This window comes from Actinomadura chibensis NBRC 106107, assembly GCF_001552135.1.
Lineage (GTDB): Bacteria > Actinomycetota > Actinomycetes > Streptosporangiales > Streptosporangiaceae > Spirillospora > Spirillospora chibensis.
On the sequence record NZ_BCQP01000010.1, the window covers coordinates 195,216 to 211,598 of the forward strand.

General features: G+C 75.0%; 14 protein-coding genes. 7 read left to right on the forward strand and 7 right to left on the reverse strand.

Annotation, left to right across the window (positions count from 1 at the left end; translation table 11 throughout):
• The first annotated feature begins 95 nt into the window (after positions 1-95).
• On the forward strand, positions 96-1,121 hold the full coding sequence (gene add / locus ACH01S_RS05530; RefSeq protein ID WP_067886027.1) for an adenosine deaminase: 1,026 nt from the start codon (positions 96-98) through the stop codon (positions 1,119-1,121).
• 34 nt (positions 1,122-1,155) lie between these two features.
• On the opposite strand, the gene ACH01S_RS41865 is transcribed toward add, so the two are convergent.
• From ACH01S_RS41865 to ACH01S_RS05545, 3 genes are all read right to left on the reverse strand, one after another.
• A complete protein-coding gene (locus ACH01S_RS41865; protein WP_083980355.1) occupies positions 1,156-2,400 on the reverse strand; it encodes a DUF1266 domain-containing protein in 1,245 nt (414 codons plus the stop codon).
• 52 nt (positions 2,401-2,452) lie between these two features.
• Positions 2,453-3,079, reverse strand: a complete 627-nt coding sequence (locus ACH01S_RS05540; protein ID WP_067886029.1) for a GAP family protein — start codon at positions 3,077-3,079, stop codon at positions 2,453-2,455.
• A gap of 85 nt (positions 3,080-3,164) precedes the next feature.
• Positions 3,165-5,225, reverse strand: a complete 2,061-nt coding sequence (locus ACH01S_RS05545) for a molybdopterin-containing oxidoreductase family protein (RefSeq protein WP_067886031.1) — start codon at positions 5,223-5,225, stop codon at positions 3,165-3,167.
• A 148-nt stretch (positions 5,226-5,373) separates the two neighbouring features.
• On the opposite strand from ACH01S_RS05545, the gene thyX reads away from it, so the two are divergent.
• Together thyX and ACH01S_RS05555 are read left to right on the forward strand one after the other, a co-directional pair.
• The gene (gene thyX / locus ACH01S_RS05550; protein ID WP_067886033.1) at positions 5,374-6,171 is read left to right on the forward strand and encodes an FAD-dependent thymidylate synthase; all 798 of its coding nucleotides are present in this window, start codon (positions 5,374-5,376) and stop codon (positions 6,169-6,171) included.
• Positions 6,172-6,303: 132 nt separating this feature from the next.
• Positions 6,304-7,104 carry an MmyB family transcriptional regulator gene (locus ACH01S_RS05555; RefSeq protein ID WP_067886035.1) on the forward strand — a complete coding sequence of 267 codons (801 nt, stop codon included), beginning with the start codon at positions 6,304-6,306 and terminating at the stop codon, positions 7,102-7,104.
• On the opposite strand, the gene ACH01S_RS05560 is transcribed toward ACH01S_RS05555, so the two are convergent.
• Positions 7,019-8,254, reverse strand: coding sequence for a globin domain-containing protein (locus ACH01S_RS05560; protein ID WP_067886037.1), 1,236 nt, complete (start codon positions 8,252-8,254; stop codon positions 7,019-7,021). The genes ACH01S_RS05555 and ACH01S_RS05560 overlap by 86 nt on opposite strands.
• Positions 8,255-8,692: 438 nt before the next feature.
• Here ACH01S_RS05560 and ACH01S_RS05565 point away from each other — a divergent pair, with 438 nt between their 5' ends.
• The 3 genes from ACH01S_RS05565 to ACH01S_RS05575 all read left to right on the forward strand — a co-directional run bounded on the left by ACH01S_RS05565 (position 8,693) and on the right by ACH01S_RS05575 (position 11,311).
• Positions 8,693-9,463 (forward strand): gamma-glutamyl-gamma-aminobutyrate hydrolase family protein, encoded by a 771-nt coding sequence (locus ACH01S_RS05565; protein WP_083980356.1) that lies wholly within the window; start codon positions 8,693-8,695, stop codon positions 9,461-9,463.
• A gap of 77 nt (positions 9,464-9,540) precedes the next feature.
• Positions 9,541-10,533 (forward strand): alpha/beta hydrolase, encoded by a 993-nt coding sequence (locus ACH01S_RS05570; protein ID WP_067886038.1) that lies wholly within the window; start codon positions 9,541-9,543, stop codon positions 10,531-10,533.
• Positions 10,514-11,311, forward strand: coding sequence for an enoyl-CoA hydratase/isomerase family protein (locus ACH01S_RS05575; protein WP_067886041.1), 798 nt, complete (start codon positions 10,514-10,516; stop codon positions 11,309-11,311). The genes ACH01S_RS05570 and ACH01S_RS05575 overlap by 20 nt, the downstream gene beginning before the upstream one ends.
• A gap of 22 nt (positions 11,312-11,333) precedes the next feature.
• Here ACH01S_RS05575 and ACH01S_RS05580 read toward each other — a convergent pair whose 3' ends face one another.
• The 3 genes from ACH01S_RS05580 to ACH01S_RS05590 all read right to left on the reverse strand — a co-directional run bounded on the left by ACH01S_RS05580 (position 11,334) and on the right by ACH01S_RS05590 (position 14,086).
• A complete protein-coding gene (locus tag ACH01S_RS05580) occupies positions 11,334-12,515 on the reverse strand; it encodes an acyl-CoA dehydrogenase family protein (protein ID WP_067886043.1) in 1,182 nt (393 codons plus the stop codon).
• Positions 12,516-12,597: 82 nt separating this feature from the next.
• Positions 12,598-13,173, reverse strand: coding sequence for a TetR/AcrR family transcriptional regulator (locus tag ACH01S_RS05585; protein WP_067886045.1), 576 nt, complete (start codon positions 13,171-13,173; stop codon positions 12,598-12,600).
• A 97-nt stretch (positions 13,174-13,270) separates the two neighbouring features.
• Positions 13,271-14,086, reverse strand: a complete 816-nt coding sequence (locus ACH01S_RS05590; protein WP_067886047.1) for an SDR family NAD(P)-dependent oxidoreductase — start codon at positions 14,084-14,086, stop codon at positions 13,271-13,273.
• Positions 14,087-14,259: 173 nt separating this feature from the next.
• Between ACH01S_RS05590 and ACH01S_RS05595 the strand changes: the two genes are divergently transcribed.
• A complete protein-coding gene (locus tag ACH01S_RS05595) occupies positions 14,260-16,380 on the forward strand; it encodes a HelD family protein (RefSeq protein ID WP_083980357.1) in 2,121 nt (706 codons plus the stop codon).
• The last annotated feature ends 3 nt before the right edge of the window (positions 16,381-16,383 follow it).

The window sequence follows — 16,383 nt, forward strand, 5'->3', positions numbered from 1 at the left end:
AGCACCGGACGCCGGGGGCGAGTTCCTGACAATTCTGTGGCAGGTTCGCCGTATTCGCCTGTCGCGCGGGGCGTTCCGGCTGTTAGCTTCGCGGCGTGCTGACCGAGATCACGTCCATCGAGGCGTTCATCCAGGCCCTCCCGAAGGTCGAGCTCCACGTGCACCTGGTGGGCTCCGCGTCCGTGCCGACCGTGCTCGAACTCGCCCGCCGCCACCCGGACGGGCCCGTCCCCGTGAACGAGCGCGAGCTGCGCGCCTTCTACGAGTTCCGCGACTTCCCGCACTTCGCGGAGGTGTACGAGGCGGTGTCGAGCCTCGTCCGCACGCCCGAGGACGTCGCGACGCTCGTCACCGGCGTCGCCCGCGACCTCGCGGCGCAGAACGTCCCGTACTTCGAGCTGACCGTCACCCCCTACACCCACCAGCGGGCCGGGATGCCGATGCCCGCGATCGCCGAGGCGCTCGACCTCGCCGCCCGCGAGGCCCGCGACCGGCTCGGCGTCCGCGTCGCCTACATCTTCGACATCCCCGGCGAGTTCGGCGCGGAGGGCGCCCGCGGCACCCTCGACCAGGCGCTGCGCCACCCGCCGGAGGCGCTCGTCGGGTTCGGGCTCGGCGGGATCGAGCAGTGCCGCCCGCCGCACCGGGACGCCTTCCGGGACGCGTTCGCCGCCGCCCGCGCCGCGGGCCTGCGCAGCCTCCCGCACGCGGGCGAGATGTCCGGCCCGGAGACGATCTGGGAGGCGGTCGAGGGGCTGCGCGCCGAGCGCGTCGGCCACGGAATCAACTGCCTGGACGACCCCCGCCTCGTCGCGCACCTGCGCGACGCGCGGATCCCGCTGGAGGTGTGCCCGACGTCCAACGTGTGCACCGGGCAGGTCGCGGACCTCGCCGCCCACCCGCTGCCGCGCATGCTGGACGAGGGCCTCTTCGTCACCCTGAACAGCGACGACCCGCCGATATTCGACACCACCCTCAGCGGCGAGTACCTCGTGGCCGCCGAGGTCTTCGGCCTGGACCGCGCGGCCCTCGCCGCCCTCGCGCGGAACGCGGCCGTCGCCTCGTCCATGGACGAGGAGTCGCGGCGCGCCGTCATCGCCGACATCGACGCGCTCGTCTGAGCCGCCGGGGCCAGCCCCGGGCTCAGCCCCAGACTCAGCCCCAGGCCATGCGGCGCCAGGGGCTCTCCGGGTCCTCGGCGAGCACGCGGTGCCCCGCGAGCGACCGGTCGTACCACTCGCCGAACGCGCCCTCGTCGAACCGGAGCATCCGGCCGAGGACGTACCCGGCGGAGAACGACCCCCACGACGTGTAGACCTGGTGGGCGCGCTGCCCGGCGGTGAGGACGCACTTCTCGGCCTCGGCGGCGTCGCAGTACCCGGCGTTCAGGCCCCAGCGGGCCATGTTCACGCCGCGCCCGAAGTCGTAGCCGTAGACGCTCTCGACCCGGCCGTCCGGCGGGAGCAGCCCGTCCGCGCGGAACCGCGCCTCGTACCGCAGGATCAGCTCGGACAGGTCCACCACCTCGCGGACGGTCTTCTCCGCGATGTCGCGTTCCCGGCACCACTCGACGATCGCGGCGTGCCACGTCCGCCGGTCGGCGCCGCGCCCGCGCCGGTCGAGCACCATCTGGATCGCGGGGTCGCTGTTGCTCGCGTCCAGCAGCGCGTCCATCTGCCTGCGCCAGCTCTCGTGGTCGGTGACGCCCCAGTCCCGCTCCAGCAGGACCCGGTCGTCGCCGGACGACTCGTCGTGGTCGTTCAGCGTGTTCCACGCGACGCCGTTGCCGACGGCGAGGTGCGCGCCGACGGCGAGGGCGGCGGCGAGCCGTCCCCACGCGGCGCTGTCCGGGTCGGTGACGAGGATGTCGTGGTCGCGGTCGGGACGGCGCTCGGCGTCGGCGAGCAGCTTCGCGACCTGGCGGCTCCCGTCCCCGCCGGGCGGCATCTGCGCGAGCAGCTCGCGCAGCGGCCGGAGCGCGCCGCGCGGCCCGGCGTCCTTGACGATGAGCCGCGCCGCGTGGACCCCGGCCGCGTCGGCGCGCTTCGCGTCGTGCAGCGACCAGAACCCGCTCATCGCCGCCCACGCGCGGCGCGCCGCCTCGCCGGTCCGCCCGGCGGCGGCGAGGACGTGCGAGGCCTGCGCGTCGAGCCCGGCCCTGACCTCGGGCGGCATGGACGCGGCCGCCCGGTCCAGCGCGTCGAGCAGGCGGTGCGCCTCGCCGGTCCGCCCGGCGGCGGCGAGCGCGCGGGCGCACCGGGCCCGCGCCGCGACGGCCGCCGCCCGGTCGCCGCGCGCCTCCATCGCCTCCGCCGCCTCGGCGAACGCGGCGGCCGCCTCGGCGGGGCGCCCCTGCCGCTCGAACTTCCTGGCCCGGTCGAGTATGGGCTGATACGTCATGGTCCCTCCGCGGGCACCACCGTATCGGCTCCGGCCCGCGCGACGATCTCCGTCACACGATGATCAGGATGAAGATCGCGCAGCAGACGATGTTGATCAGCCAGCTGTGGGTGTCCATCCACTCCCGCACCGCGGGCATCGCGCGCTTCGCCCGCCGGTGGAACAGCAGGAGCGCGAGCAGCGGCAACGCCGCGATCAGGACGGTGGCGCCGATGAACGCCGCCGCCGCGCCCGCGCCCGCGTGGTTCTGCGCCAGGTTGGCCCCGATGGTCAGCATGACCATGATGTCCGACGGCATCAGCAGGATCACCAGCAGCCCGGTCTTGAGCGCCCTGGCGGTACCGGCGGTCATCAGCGTCTCAAGCCACTTGGGCGGCTTCGCCGTCGCCCGTCTCAGATAGTTCCGCACCATGGCGGCCACCAGCAGGGCGATCAGCGCGAACTGGATGATCTTCCCCGCGGACGAGTCGTCGGAGGCGTCGCCCAGCGAGACGCCGTGCCCCACGAGCGCGAAGATCCCGCGCGCGAGCGCGACTCCGGCGGTCACCGCGACGAGCACGCCGGCGAGGAACGCGAGCGAGACCCGCACCGCCCCGGGCACCGTCACCAGGATGATCGCGGCCATGATCTGGGGCCCCGCCATCATCGTGATGGCGAGAGGGAGGATCTGCAGGCTCATGTTCCCTCCGCGCGACGACGGGGGAACTACCCGCGCGGCCGTCCGCGAAGAGGAGTGATCGGCAAGCGTTGTCCGGTGCGCACCGTTATTTGACCGTCTCCTGGTGAGCGGGGGTCGCGGTGATCTCCACGCGGGTGTCGTGGAAGACCGGGCCGCCGCCGAGGTCGGTGGCGCGCTCGGCGACGACCGCGTTGGCGTTCGCGCCGCCCGCGAGTTTGGCCCAGTGCCCCTTCGTCGTCGCCGCGACGCCCGGCCGCACCGTGTCGGTGATCTCCAGGACGGCGTCGAACGCGCCCCGGTCGTTGCCGACCCGCACCGGCTGCCCGTCGCTCAGGCCGCGCGGCCGCGCGTCGTCGGTGTGCATCCGGACGGTGAGCGCGCCCGCCCTCCGCCGCAGCTCCGGGTTGTTGGCGAACTGGGTGTTCAGGAACTCGTGCGGGGCCGCCGAGATCAGCGCGAGGGGGTAGCGGGCGGCGCGCTCCTCGTCGGCGACCTCGGCCGGAGGGACGTACCCGGCGAGCCCCTCGGCGGCGGAGCGGAACTCGAACCGCCCGGACGGGGTCGGGAAGCCGTCCGCGAAGGGCAGGAACGGGTCCGGGACGGACATCCGCGCGAACCCCTCCTTGCGCAGCCGGTCGAGCGTGATCCCCGCCATCCACGGGTGGTCGGACGCGAGCAGCCGCTCGGCCAGGCTCTCGTCGGAGTCGTAGAGGGCGGGCTCGGCCAGGCCCATCCGCCGCGCCAGCCGCCGGAACGTCTCCGTCGCGGGCAGGCACTCGCCGGGCGGCGCCACGGCGGGCTCGTTCCAGGTGAGGTAGAGGTGCCCGTAGCCCTCGTGCAGGTCGGCGTGCTCGTGCTGCGCCGTCGACGGCAGGACGATGTCGGCGTAGTCGGCGGTGTCGGTCGGGAACAGGTCCATGACGACCGTGAACAGGTCGTCCCTGGCCAGCCCGCGCCGCACCTTGTTCTGGTGCGGGGTGCTCGCCGCCGGGTTCGCCGCCATGACGAACAGCGCCTTGACCGGCGGGTCCTGGACGTCGAGCAGCCCCTCCCCGAGGCGGCTCATCGACAGCGTCCGGACGGGGCCGGGGCGCAGGTCGTCCCGCCACAGGGCCGCCTTGTTCAGCTTCACGTGCCCGGACGTCGAGAACGCGACCCCGCCGCCGTGCCGCGCCCAGTCGCCCGTCACGGCCGGGATGGCGGAGATCACGCGCAGCGCGGAGCCGCCGCCCGCGTGCCGCTGGAGGCCCTGCGTCGCCCTGATCGCGGTCGGCCGGGTGCGGGCGACGCGCTCGCCGAGCGCGACGATCCGGTCGGCCGGGACGCCGGTGATCCGCGCGGCCCGCTCCGGCGGGAACTCCGCGATCCGCTCCCGGAACTCCGCCCAGCCGAGCGTGCGCCGGTCGAGGTAGTCCTCGTCGTGCGCGCCGAGGCCGACGATGACGTGCAGCAGGCCGAGGGCGAGCGCGGCGTCCGTGCCGGGCAGCGGGGCGAGGTGCTCGTCGGCCTGCGCGGCCGTCCGCGTCCGGACCGGGTCGATCGCGACCAGCCGCGCCCCGTTCCGCCGCGCCCGCTGCACGAACTTCCACACGTGGTGCCCGCTGGTCAGCGGGTTCGTCCCCCACAGCAGGACGAGCCCGGCGCGGGCGATGTCCTCGGGGTCCATGCCGCCGGGGGAGCCGACCGAGGCGGTCAGCCCGGCGTTGCCCGCCGCCGAGCAGATGTCGGCCTCGTGCGCGGACGCGCCGAGGACGTTGAAGAACCGCCGTCCGGTATACCCCTCAAGACCTTGCAGGTAGCCGAGCGTGCCCGTGCCCCAGTACGGCCAGACGGCCTCGCCGCCGTGCTCGCGGATAATCCCCTCCAGCCGGTCCGCGATCTCGCCGAGGGCCTCGTCCCAGGTGATCCGCTCGAACCGGCCCTCGCCCTTGCGGCCGGCGCGGCGCAGCGGGTGCAGGATCCGGTCGGGCTGCCGGGACCGCTCCAGCCACCGGTTGACCTTCGCGCAGAGGGCGCCGCGCGTGTACGGGTGGTCGGGGTTGCCGCGTAGCGAGACCGCCTCGCCGTCCCGGACGGTCACCACCCACGAGCACCCGTCGGGGCAGTCCAGCGGGCACGCGCCCAGCACCTTCAGCTCTGCCGGCATCGGACCTCCCCGTCGACGCGAACGCCCCCAGTCTGGCATGTGCGTCATCTCGGACGCTCATTACCGCCGTCCGCCGGGCCAGGTCGCGGCCGTCCCCGCCGTGGTGGTTTGCTAGGGACGACGGAACCGACCCGTAGGGGGAACGAGAGTGAAGAGCGTCGAACCCGAGGTGTTCCTCGTCGCGCGGCCCGAGCTGGACTACGACGAGGTCGCCCGGTACCTGCGGGAGGTGGGCGGCGAGAGCTGGCTGGAGCGCCTCGACCGGGGCGACCTCGACGACGAGCTGAACGATCCGCAGAACCTCGCCGAGTTCGCCGGACGGCTCTGCTACCGCTCCTGGGAGCCCGGCCTCAACCCGAACGTGCGGAAGGTCCGCACGAACTCGGGGGAGTACCTGGAGAACATCCTGCGCAGCCTGCACGGGTCGGTGCTTGAGCACGTCAGCTTCAGCTTCGTCCTGCACAACGTGAGCCGCGTCCTGACGCACGAACTGGTGCGGCACCGTCCGGGGGTGGCGATCTCGCAGGAGTCGCTGCGGTTCGTCCGGCTGCAGGACATCCCCTTCTGGTTCCCCGAGTGGGCCCGCGAGGACGCCGAGCTGATGAAGCGCGCCACCGCGCTGCTGGAGCAGATGGAGGAGTTCCAGGGCTGGATGGCCGGGCACTTCCGGCTGGACGACGAGGGCGTCCCGTTCAAGGAGAAGAAGCACAAGACCTCGTTCATGCGGCGGTTCGCTCCCGAGGGCCTCGGCACGGGCCTGGTCTGGACGGCGAACGTCCGCACGCTGCGCCACACGCTGGAGAACCGCACCGCGCCGGGCGCGGAGGAGGAGATCCGCCTGCTGTTCGGCAAGATCGGCGAGCTGATGCGCGCGGAGGCCCCCGACCTGTTCGGCGACTACGTCGTCGAGGACGGCACCTGGGTCCCGCAGTGGCGGAAGGTCTGACCGGACCGGAGCGCCGACCGGTCGGCGCCGCCCGTCCTCCGAAAAAATCTACAACGTAAAGGCGCGCGGCCGCGACGCCGTTACCCGGGACGTAATCGCAGGCCTGACCGGTCGGCGGGTAGCGTCGATGCGGTGACGACGGCGTTGAGCGACGTGAGACCGGTGGGGGAGCGGCTGCGCGCCTGGCGGCAGCGGCGCAGGCTGAGCCAGTTGGAGCTGGCCTCGGAGGCGGACGTGTCCACCCGCCACCTGAGCTTCGTGGAGACGGGGCGCTCCACGCCGAGCCGGGAGATGGTGCTGCGGCTGGCCGAGCACCTGGACGTCCCGCTGCGCGACCGGAACCTGCTGCTGGTGTCGGCCGGGTACGCGCCGGTGTTCGAGGAGACGCCGATCGAGGAGCCGCGGATGGACTCCGTCCGCGCGGCGCTCCGGCAGGTGCTGGACGGGCACGAGCCCTACCCGGCCGTCGTCGTGGACCGCTTCTGGAACCTGGTCGACGCCAACGGCGCCGCCGCGTTCTTCATGGAGGGCGCCGCGCCCGAGCTGCTGGAGCCGCCGCTGAACGTGCTGCGGCTCAGCATGCACCCGGACGGCATGGCGAGGAACATCCTCAACCTGGCGGAGTGGCGCGCCCACATGATCGACCGGGTGCGGCGGCACGTGGCGCTGACCGCGGACGCCTCGCTCGCCCAGCTCCACCGGGAGCTGCGGAGCTACCCCGGGGACGTGGCGGAGGCGAGCGCGCCGCCGCCGGGCCACGAGGTGTTCGTCCCGCTGCGGCTGCGGCTGGACGGCCGCGAGCTGTCGTTCTTCACCACGATCGCGACGTTCGGCACGCCGGTCGACATCACGGTCGCGGAGCTGGCGATCGAGTCGTTCTATCCGGCGGACGCGCGGACCAGCGAATACCTGCGGGAGCGGGCGGGCTGGTGACCTCCGGCTCGTCCTCGGCCGACAGCAGGTCGTGGTGGACGCGGGCGAGGGACATCCCGTGCCGCTGCAGCGCGGTGACCGTCCGCCGGACGAACGGGACGGGCCCCGCGACGTAGGCGTCGTGGTCCCGCCAGCCGGGGACGCCGTCCAGGAAGGCGGGCAGGACGTCGGGGACGCGCCCGCGCAGCGCGCCGTCCGGCACGTCCTCCTCCGGCGACCGCGACAGGACCGGGACGACCCGCAGTCCCGCGCTCGCGGCCTCAAGCGCGCGCAGCTCGGCCAGGTCGTAGAGGCCGCGGGCGGTGCGGGCGGCGGCGAGCAGGCGGACGTCGCGGTCGCGTCCGGAGCCGGCGGCCTGCTCGGCGAGCGCCCGCATCGGGGCGAGCCCGGTGCCGCCGCCGATCAGCAGGAGCCCGCGCGGGGAGGCGGGGTCGAGCGTCATCGTCCCCTCGGCCGGGCCGAGCAGGACGGTGTCGCCCGGCCCGGTGCCGCGGACGAGCGCGCCGCTCACCCACCCGCCGGGCCGGGCCCGGACGTGCAGTCGCAGCGTCCCGTCGGCGCGCGGCGCGTTGGCGACGGAGTACGGCCGCCAGACCCGCGGCCAACGCGCGGTCTGCACGGCGACGTGCTGCCCGGCGCGGAAGGGCAGCGGCCGCTCGGGCCGCAGCGTGAGGACGGCGAGGTCGTGGTCGCGGCGGTCGTGCGCGGCGACCTCGGCGACCCACCAGGGCGGGGCGGTCGCGGCGTCCCGCTCCGCGGCGTCGATCATGATCGCGGCGGCCTCGCGGTAGGCGGCGGTCCAGGCGTGCTCGGCGGCGCGGGTCCACACGTCGGCGGCGTAGACGCGCAGGGTGGCGAGCAGCGCGGCCTCGACGGCGGCGTAGTGCTCGCGCCGGACGCCGTACTTGCGGTGCCCGCGGCCGAGCCGGCGCAGATGTCGGGCGAGATCCTCGGGATTGTCCTGGCTCCAGACGATCCGGGTGATCGCCTGGAAGAACCGGTCGTGCTGGGCGCCCATCGCCGCCGGGAACAGCGCCCGCAGCCGCGGCTCGGCGGCGAACAGGCGGCCGTAGAAATAGCTCGTCGCGCCCGCCGGATCCGCTTCCAGGCGGGTGAGGCATTCCTTCAGTATTCCGGGTTCCGGTGCCATTCTGGGAGCTCGCCCCCTGGTGTCTCGCGGGCCGGAGCCCGGGCTCGCGCGCTGGTCGCGCCCCATTCCCCGCCCGGGTCCGTGAGATTCTCGCACGCGGACCGGTGGCTGCCCAGCGCCGCCGCCCGCGGCGCTCCCGAATGGATTCCGAGCGTAGTCGGTCACCAATTTCCGGTGACTGACGGTAGAGCGGAAAGGAAAACCATACTGATCAGTATTCGGGTGTCGGCCCTGCCGTGATCGAGAACGCCCGCCGCGCCGGGAGAAGAATGCACTCCGCGGTGGAAGATTCAAGATTTTCTGCGAAGATCCGTCGCGTAAGGCAAGCTGACCGCAAGCAGCCCCGGGGGCGGGCGGCCGCGAGGGGACGGGTGGGGCACGAGGTCACCCGGATGTGGGCCGTCTTGGGGCAGGTGTCGACCAGAGGGGGAACCACGCATGTCAGAGGCCATCCGCGGGGCGCCGGCCCCGTCCGCCGGGGGAGCCGCGCCCGCCGGGGGAGCCGCCGCGCCGCCGCTCATCGGCGTGACCGCCTACCTGGAGCCGGCCCGCTGGGGGGCGTGGGTGCGGGAGGCGGCGCTGCTGCCCGCGCCGTACGTCCGGGCGGTGGAGCGGGCGGGCGGCGTCCCGGTGCTGCTGCCCCCGGCCGCGAGCCTGCGCGGGCTGGACGCCCTGATCGCCCGGCTCGACGGGGTGATCCTCGCGGGCGGCGGGGACGTCGCGCCCGACCTGTACGGGGCCGTCCGGCACTTCGAGACGGGGCCGCCGCAGCCGCGGCGCGACCGGTTCGAGCTGGCGCTCGCCCGCGCCGTGGTCGCGGCCGACCTGCCGTTCCTCGCGATCTGCCGGGGCATGCAGGTGCTGAACGTGGCGCGCGGCGGGACGCTCATCCAGCACCTGCCCGAGGCGGTGGGGCACACGGGCCACGCCCCCGAGATCGGGATCGTCGGCTCGCACCCCGTGCGGATCAGCGCGACGAGCCTGGTGGGCAAGATCCTCGGCGACGCCGCCGACGTCCCCACCTACCACCACCAGGCGGTGGGGCGGCTCGGCAAGGGCCTGTCCGCCGTCGCGTGGGCGGACGACCAGGTGGTCGAGGCCGTCGAGCTGCAGGGGCACCGGTTCGGGCTGGCCGTCCAGTGGCATCCGGAGGAGGGCGACGACGGGCGCCTGTTCGAGGCACTGGTCGCGGAGGCCGCGGGCCGCTGAGCGGGTTGATCCGCTGATCGCGGGGGAAGGCGAACCGGTAGGTCCGTGAACCCCGACACCCGCCCGGAGCCCGCCGCATGCCGCTGGATCCCCAGACCGTGCGTTTCCTGGACGTCCTCGCCGCGTGGACGGGCGCGTCCCCGGACGGGCGCGGGGCTCCGGGGCCCGCCCCGGAGCCCTCGGTCGAGGAGATGCGGGCGGCGGTCGGCGCTTTGCGCCCGGCCGTCGAGCGGGAGCTGCCGCTCGTGCGCGACGCGGCCGTGCGCGGTCCGGGCGGGCCGGTGCCGGTGCGGCTGTACCGTCCCGCGCCGCCCGGCCGGGGGCCGCTGCCGGTGGTGGTCTACCTGCACGGCGGCGGCTGGGTGCTCGGCGGTCTCGACGGCGTGGACGCCGTCTGCCGCGAGCTGGCGGCGGGCACCGGCTGCGCCGTCCTGAGCGCCGGGTACCGGCTCGCGCCCGAGCACCCGTTCCCCGCCGCCGTGGACGACGCGTGGGCCGTGGTCGCCTCCGCCGCCCGCGAGCCGGGGCGGTGGAACGCGCTGCCCGGCGCGGTCGCCGTGGCGGGCGACAGCGCGGGCGGCAACCTCGCGGCGGCCGTCGCGCTGCTGGCCCGCGACCGGGGGCTGCCGCTCGCCCACCAGTTGCTCGTCTACCCGGTGACCGACACCGCGATGGACACGCCGAGCTGGCGCGAGTACGGCTCCGGCTACGGCCTGGACGCCCGGACGCTCGCCCGGTTCATGGGCCTCTACCGCGCGGGCGCCGACCCGTCCGACCCGCGGCTCGCCCCGCTGCGCGCCCCCGACCTCGCCGGGGCGGCCCCCGCCACCGTGATCACCGCGGAGTACGACATCCTGCGCGACGAGGCCGAGGCGTACGCGCGCCGCCTCGCCGCCGCCGGGGTGCCGGTGGAGCTGCGCCGCTACGACGGCGTCGTGCACGCGTTCTTCCTGCTCCCGGAGTTCTTCGACGCCGGCGCGCGGGCGCTCGGGTTCGCTGTGCGACGATTGCGCGCGGCGTTCGGCGCGCGGACGCGGGAGGGAGCCGGGCATGGTCGGCGGGCGGTATGACGCCTACGAGCGACTGAAGATCGACTGGGCGGGGGAGGGCGTGCTGCGCGTCGTGCTCAGCACACCCGGCAAGCTCAACGCGGTCGACCGGACAGGGCACCGGGAGCTCGGCGAGATCTGGCGGGACGCCGACGCCGACGACGCCGTGCGCGCCGTCCTCGTCCGGGGCGAGGGGACGGCGTTCTCCGCGGGCGGCGACCTCGCCATGATCGAGGAGATGATGGACGACCACGCGGCCCGCCGCGCGATCATGCGCGAGGCCCGCGACATCGTGATGAACGTGCTGAACTGCTCCAAGCCCGTGGTCAGCGCGATCCAGGGCCCGGCGGTCGGGGCCGGGCTCGCGGTGGCGCTGCTCGCCGACGTCTCCGTCGCGGGCCGCACCGCGAAGATCATCGACGGGCACACGCGGCTCGGCGTGGCGGCGGGCGACCACGCGGCGATCGTCTGGCCACTGCTGTGCGGGCTGGCGAAGGCGAAGTACTACCTGCTGCTCAACGACGTCCTGACGGGGGAGGAGGCCGAGCGGATCGGCCTCGTCTCGCTCTGCGTGGACGACGGCGACGTCCACGACCGCGCGCTGGAGGTCGCCGCCCGGCTCGCCGCCGGACCGGCCGAGGCGCTGTCGCTGACCAAGCACGCCCTGAACAACTGGCTGCGCCTAGCCGGGCCGACGTTCGACGCGTCCCTGGCGATGGAGTTCCTCGGGTTCACCGGCCCGGACGTGCGGGAGGGCGTCGCGGCCGTCCGGGAGAAGCGCCGCCCCGACTTCGGCTGACCGGCGCGAACCCCTGCTACGACTAGTACGACTTGGGCAGGCCCAGCTCGTGCTGGGCGATGTGGGCCAGCACCAGCTCCTCGGCGACCGGGATGTTCTTGGCGATGCGCGCGTCGCGGAACAGGCGGGCGACCGGGTACTCCAGCGAGTACGCCATGCCGCCGTGCGCCTGGAACGCGCGGTCGGCCGCCTGCCAGGCCGCGTCCGCGGCGGTGAGCTTGGCGATGTTGGCCTCCGTCCCGCAGGGGCGGCCGCGGTCCCACAGCCAGGCCGCCTTGTAGGTCATCAGCCGCGCCAGCTCCAGTTGCGCCTTGATCCGCGCGAGCGGGAACGCGACGGCCTGGTGCGCGCCGATCGGCGTGCCGAACGGGGCCCGCTGGGCGGCGTACTCGCAGGCGATCCGCAGCGTCAGCAGGCCGGACCCGACGCCGCCCGCCGCCGCGAGCACGCGCTCGGGGTTGAGGATGTCCCACAGCACGGCGAAGCCCTGGTCGACCTCCCCGACGACGCGGTCGGCGGGGACGCGGACGCCGTCCAGGAACACCGTGCTGGACGCGACCGTGTTCGTCCCGAGCTTCGGGATCGGCTGATAGGCGAGCGTGCCGTCGGCCACGGCCCGCTTGACGTCCACCAGCAGGATCGTGAACCCGGACGTGCGCGGCCTGGCCTCGGCGGCGGGGACGGTCCGGGCGACGAGGACGAGGTGGTCGGCCCGCTCGACCCCGGAGATCCAGATCTTCTGCCCGCTGACCACGAACGAGTCGCCGTCCCGCCGGGCGAGGGTGGAGATGCCGATCGCGTTGCTGCCCGCGTCCGGCTCGGTGATGGCGAAGCACGTCTCGATCTCGCCGGCGGCGATCCCCGGGAGCAGCTCGCGCTTCTGCTCGTCCGTCCCGTGGCGGGCGATGGTCAGGCCGCCGAACGCGGGCGTGAGCAGGTACATGAACGACGCGGCGCCGCCCGCGCCGCCCTCGGCGAGGGCCTCCAGCGCGACCGCCAGCTCCAGCAGGCCCTGCCCGCCGCCGCCGTACTCCTCTGGGACGGCGAGGCTGTGCCACCCGCCCTCGACCAGCTCCCGCCAGACCTCCTCGGGCCAGCGCTTGTCGGCGTCGCAGCGTCCCCAGTAGTCCTGGCCGTACTTGCGGGCGATCGCCAGCACGCCCTCGCGGACGGCCGCCGCGCCCTCGGGCAGGTCGAAGTCCACCGGGCCTCCCTTCCACCTCGGTCCGGCGCCCACCGTAGCCCACCCGGTAAGTGCGCACTGACACGGGGTGGGGGCGGCGGGGTCAGCCGGGCTCGGCGACGCCCAGGTGGCGGGTGACCATGCGCGCGATGAAGTGCGCGAGCCGTTCCGGGGGCCCGGACGGCAGCATGAGGTGGCTCGCGGTCAGCCGCACCGCCGCGTCCGCGATCTCGGTGAGGGCGGCGCGGTCCAGGTCGGGCCACTGGCGCAGGCCGTGCTCGGCGATCCGCGCGCTCGCGGTGAACAGCACCGGCTCGGCCTGCGTGGTGAGCAGCGGCAGCAGCTCGTCGCCGCCCGCGCCGGTCAGCACCGCCTTCGTGAGCTGGTCGTCGGCGGAGGTCTCCAGCGTGAACAGGACGGCGGCGACCACGGCGGAGTAGAGGTCCTCGTGCTCGGACAGCACGGCGTCGATGCCGTCCAGGTACCGCTCGTTGTCGCGGATCACCACGGCCTGCGCGAGGCCCCACTTGTCGCCGAACTCGTTGTAGACGGTCTGGCGGCTCACCCCGGCGGCTTCCGCGACGTCCCGCATCCGGACGGCCCGGTACCCGCGCTCGACCAGGAGCGCGGCGGCGGCGTCCAGCAGCGCCTCGCGGACGGGACGCCCGGCGGTGGCCATGAGTCGTCGTTCCTCCGGGGGTGGCGGACGGTGAGGTGTGGGTCATTATCCCCCGTGAGCCGTCCCCGATCACGCCCCGGCGCGAGGCGGCGGCCGGTCAGGACTCCAGCCGGTCGCGCGTCCACTCCTTGACCCCGGCGACGAACGCGTCCACGTCGGCCGCCTTCCCGGACGCCATCTCCGCGAACCAGCCCGGCACGTACCGCTCGAACCCCCCGGTCGCGATCAGTTCGAGGACGGCGTCGGCGACCTCGCGCGGCGGCAGCGCGTCGGCCAGGTCGCTCAGCGGCTCCTCGTTGCCGGGCAGCGTGAACAGCTCGGTCCCGGCGATCAGCGCGGGCTGGACGACGTGGGCCAGCACGCCCGTCCCGTCCAGGTCGACGGCCATGCTCTCCCAGAACGCGGTGAGCGCCGCCTTGGACGCGCCGTACGCCGCCTCGTGCGGCGGGCCGAGCCGCGCCGCGACCGACCCGATCGCCACCAGGTGCCCGCTCCCGCGCGCGATCATGCCGGGCAGCAGCGCACTCGTGAGCCGCACCGGGGACAGGTAGTTGAGCCGCATGACCTCCTCGGCCTCGCCGGGGGCCATGTCCTGGACGCGCCGCCGCTTCGGCATGCCCGCGTTGTTGACCAGCACGTCCACGCCGCCGAGTTCGCGCTCGACGGCGGCGGCGAGGTCGTCGATCCCGTCCAGGTCGGCGAGGTCGGCCGTCCACATCGCCGACTCCGGCGCGTGGGCGCGGCACCGGGCGAGGACGTCGGCCAGCCGGTCCTTGCGCCGCGCCACGAGGCCGACCCGCGCCCCGGCCTCGGCGAGCGCCTCCGCGACGACCGCGCCGATGCCGGACGACGCGCCCGTGACCAGCGCGGTCCGTCCGCTGAGCGACGGCCGCTCCACTGCGTCCCGCGTCATTTCTTCGCTCCGCTCCGGGTCACCATGCCGCCCAACGTCACACACCCGGCCCGGCCCGGCAAGGCGCACCGCCGCTCTCCCCCCGGACGAGGGCGGCGGCCGGCGCCGCGCGGGACGGGTAAGCTCGTGGGTTCGCCCTCAAACCACCCTCTCGCCGCCGGAGGTCTGTCCGCATGCCCCCAGAACCGTCCGAGGAGCCCGCCGCCGCCGACCTCGCCGACCCCTCCGACCTGAGCGACTCCGACCCGGGCGACGCCGACCCGGCCGAGGACGCCGTGCTCGCGGCCGAGCGCGCCCACCTCGCCGAGTCCCGCGCCGCGCTGCGCCGGATGCGCGAGCACGCCAGTTCCCTGTCGGCCGACGTCGCGGCCGACTGGGTGTCCAAGCAGTTCCTGGAGTCGCTGCTCGACCAGCGCGTCGCCGCGCTCGCCGACCACCCGGACACCCCGCTGTTCTTCGGCCGCATGGACCGCGACGCCCTCGCCCCGGCGGACGCCGACTCCGATCTCCCGGCCGTGATGTACGTCGGGCGGCGGCACGTCCACGACGGCGACCAGGGCCGCCCGCTCGTGCTGGACTGGCGCGCCCCCGTGTCCCGCGCGTTCTACCAGGCCGGGCCCGCCGAGCCGATGGGCTGGCGGCTGCGCCGCCGGTTCGGCTTCCGGGCCGGGGAGCTGACCGCCTTCGAGGACGAGCCCCTCGACGGCGGCGCGGCGGCCGGGCCGTCCCGCATCCTGACCGAGGAGATCGAGCGCCCCCGCACCGGGCCGATGCGCGACATCGTCGCGACCATCCAGCCGGAGCAGGACGTGATCGTCCGCGCCGACCTGCCGCAGACAGTGTGCGTGCAGGGCGCGCCGGGAACCGGAAAGACGGCCGTCGGCCTGCACCGCGCCGCCTACCTGCTGTTCACCCACCGGGAGCGGCTGTCGCGGTCGGGCGTCCTCATCGTCGGGCCGAACCGGGCGTTCCTCGCCTACATCTCGGCGGTGCTGCCCGCGCTCGGAGAGGTCCGCGTCGAGCAGGCCACCGTGGACGACCTGCTCGGCGCGCCGGACGCGGAGGAAGCGGCGGAGGTCGGGGCGCTGAAGGGCGAGGCGCGGATGGCGGACGTCCTGCGCAGGGCGCTGTGGCTGCACGTCCGCAAGCCCGCGGACGGCCTCGTCGTCACCCGCGGCGTCACCCGCTACCGGCTCGCCGACCACGAGGTCCGCGAGACCGCCGCCGCGCTGCGCGGCACGACCCGCTACGGCGCCGGGCGCGCCGCGTTCGCCCAGCGGCTCGCCCACCAGATCCTCGTGCTCATGGAGAAGCGCGGGGAGGCGCCGGACGACCGCGTCCAGGACCAGGTGGCGCGCAGCCGCGAGGTGCGGCGGATCGTCGAGGAGGTGTGGCCGAAGCTGACCGCCGAGCAGGTGTTGCACCGGCTGCTGTCCGACGCCGACCTGCTGCGCAGGGCCGGGAAGGGCGTGCTGGACGACGCCGAGCAGGCCGCCCTCCTGTGGGCCAAGCCCGCCCGCTCCCACCGCTCGGCCAAGTGGACCGCCGCCGACCGCGCCCTGCTGGACGAGCTGAACGACCTCATCGAGCGGACCCCGTCCCTCGGCCACCTGGTCGTGGACGAGGCGCAGGACCTGTCCGCCATGCAGTTGCGGGCACTCGGCCGCCGCTGCGGGACGGGCTCGGCGACCGTCCTCGGCGACATCGCGCAGGGCACCACGCCCTGGTCGGCCGCGTCCTGGACCGACGTCCTCGGCCACCTCGGCCAGGAGGGCGAGGTCACCGAGCTGACGCTCGGGTTCCGCGTGCCCGGCACCGTCCTGGACTTCGCGGCCCGCCTGCTCCCGCACATCGCGCCGGGTCTGGAGCGGCCGCGGTCGCTGCGTCCGGGGACGGGCGCGCTGGACGTGCGGCGCGTCCCCGACCTCGCCTCCGCCGTCGTGGACGCCGCGCGCGCGGCGCTCGCCCGGCCCGGCTCGGTGGGCCTGATCGTCGCGGACGCCGCCGCCGGGGCGCACGCGGCGGCGCTGGCGGCGGCCGGCCTGGAGCACGCGGTGCTCGGCCCCGGCTCGGACGGCTCGGACGGCTCGGACGGCGGGGCGGCGCGGCTGCTCGTCGTCCCGGCGTCGCTCGCCAAGGGCCTGGAGTACGACCACGTGATCGTCGCCGAGCCCGCCGCGATCGCCGCCGCCGAGGCGCGCGGCCTGGCCCGGCTGTACGTGGTGCTGACCCGCGCGGTCACGTCGCTGACCGTCCTGCACCGCGACGACCTGCCGGTCGAGCTGGCGGCGTAGGGG

Coding starts and splice junctions, on each gene's coding strand:
- ACH01S_RS41865 (WP_083980355.1), bottom strand. CDS start 2,400: ATGACGTATCAGCCCATACTCGACCGGGCCAGGAAGTTCGAGCGGCAG.
- ACH01S_RS05540 (WP_067886029.1), bottom strand. CDS start 3,079: ATGAGCCTGCAGATCCTCCCTCTCGCCATCACGATGATGGCGGGGCCC.
- ACH01S_RS05545 (WP_067886031.1), bottom strand. CDS start 5,225: ATGCCGGCAGAGCTGAAGGTGCTGGGCGCGTGCCCGCTGGACTGCCCC.
- ACH01S_RS05560 (WP_067886037.1), bottom strand. CDS start 8,254: ATGGCACCGGAACCCGGAATACTGAAGGAATGCCTCACCCGCCTGGAA.
- ACH01S_RS05565 (WP_083980356.1), top strand. CDS start 8,693: ATGTCAGAGGCCATCCGCGGGGCGCCGGCCCCGTCCGCCGGGGGAGCC.
- ACH01S_RS05570 (WP_067886038.1), top strand. CDS start 9,541: ATGCCGCTGGATCCCCAGACCGTGCGTTTCCTGGACGTCCTCGCCGCG.
- ACH01S_RS05575 (WP_067886041.1), top strand. CDS start 10,514: ATGGTCGGCGGGCGGTATGACGCCTACGAGCGACTGAAGATCGACTGG.
- ACH01S_RS05585 (WP_067886045.1), bottom strand. CDS start 13,173: ATGGCCACCGCCGGGCGTCCCGTCCGCGAGGCGCTGCTGGACGCCGCC.
- ACH01S_RS05590 (WP_067886047.1), bottom strand. CDS start 14,086: ATGACGCGGGACGCAGTGGAGCGGCCGTCGCTCAGCGGACGGACCGCG.
- ACH01S_RS05595 (WP_083980357.1), top strand. CDS start 14,260: ATGCCCCCAGAACCGTCCGAGGAGCCCGCCGCCGCCGACCTCGCCGAC.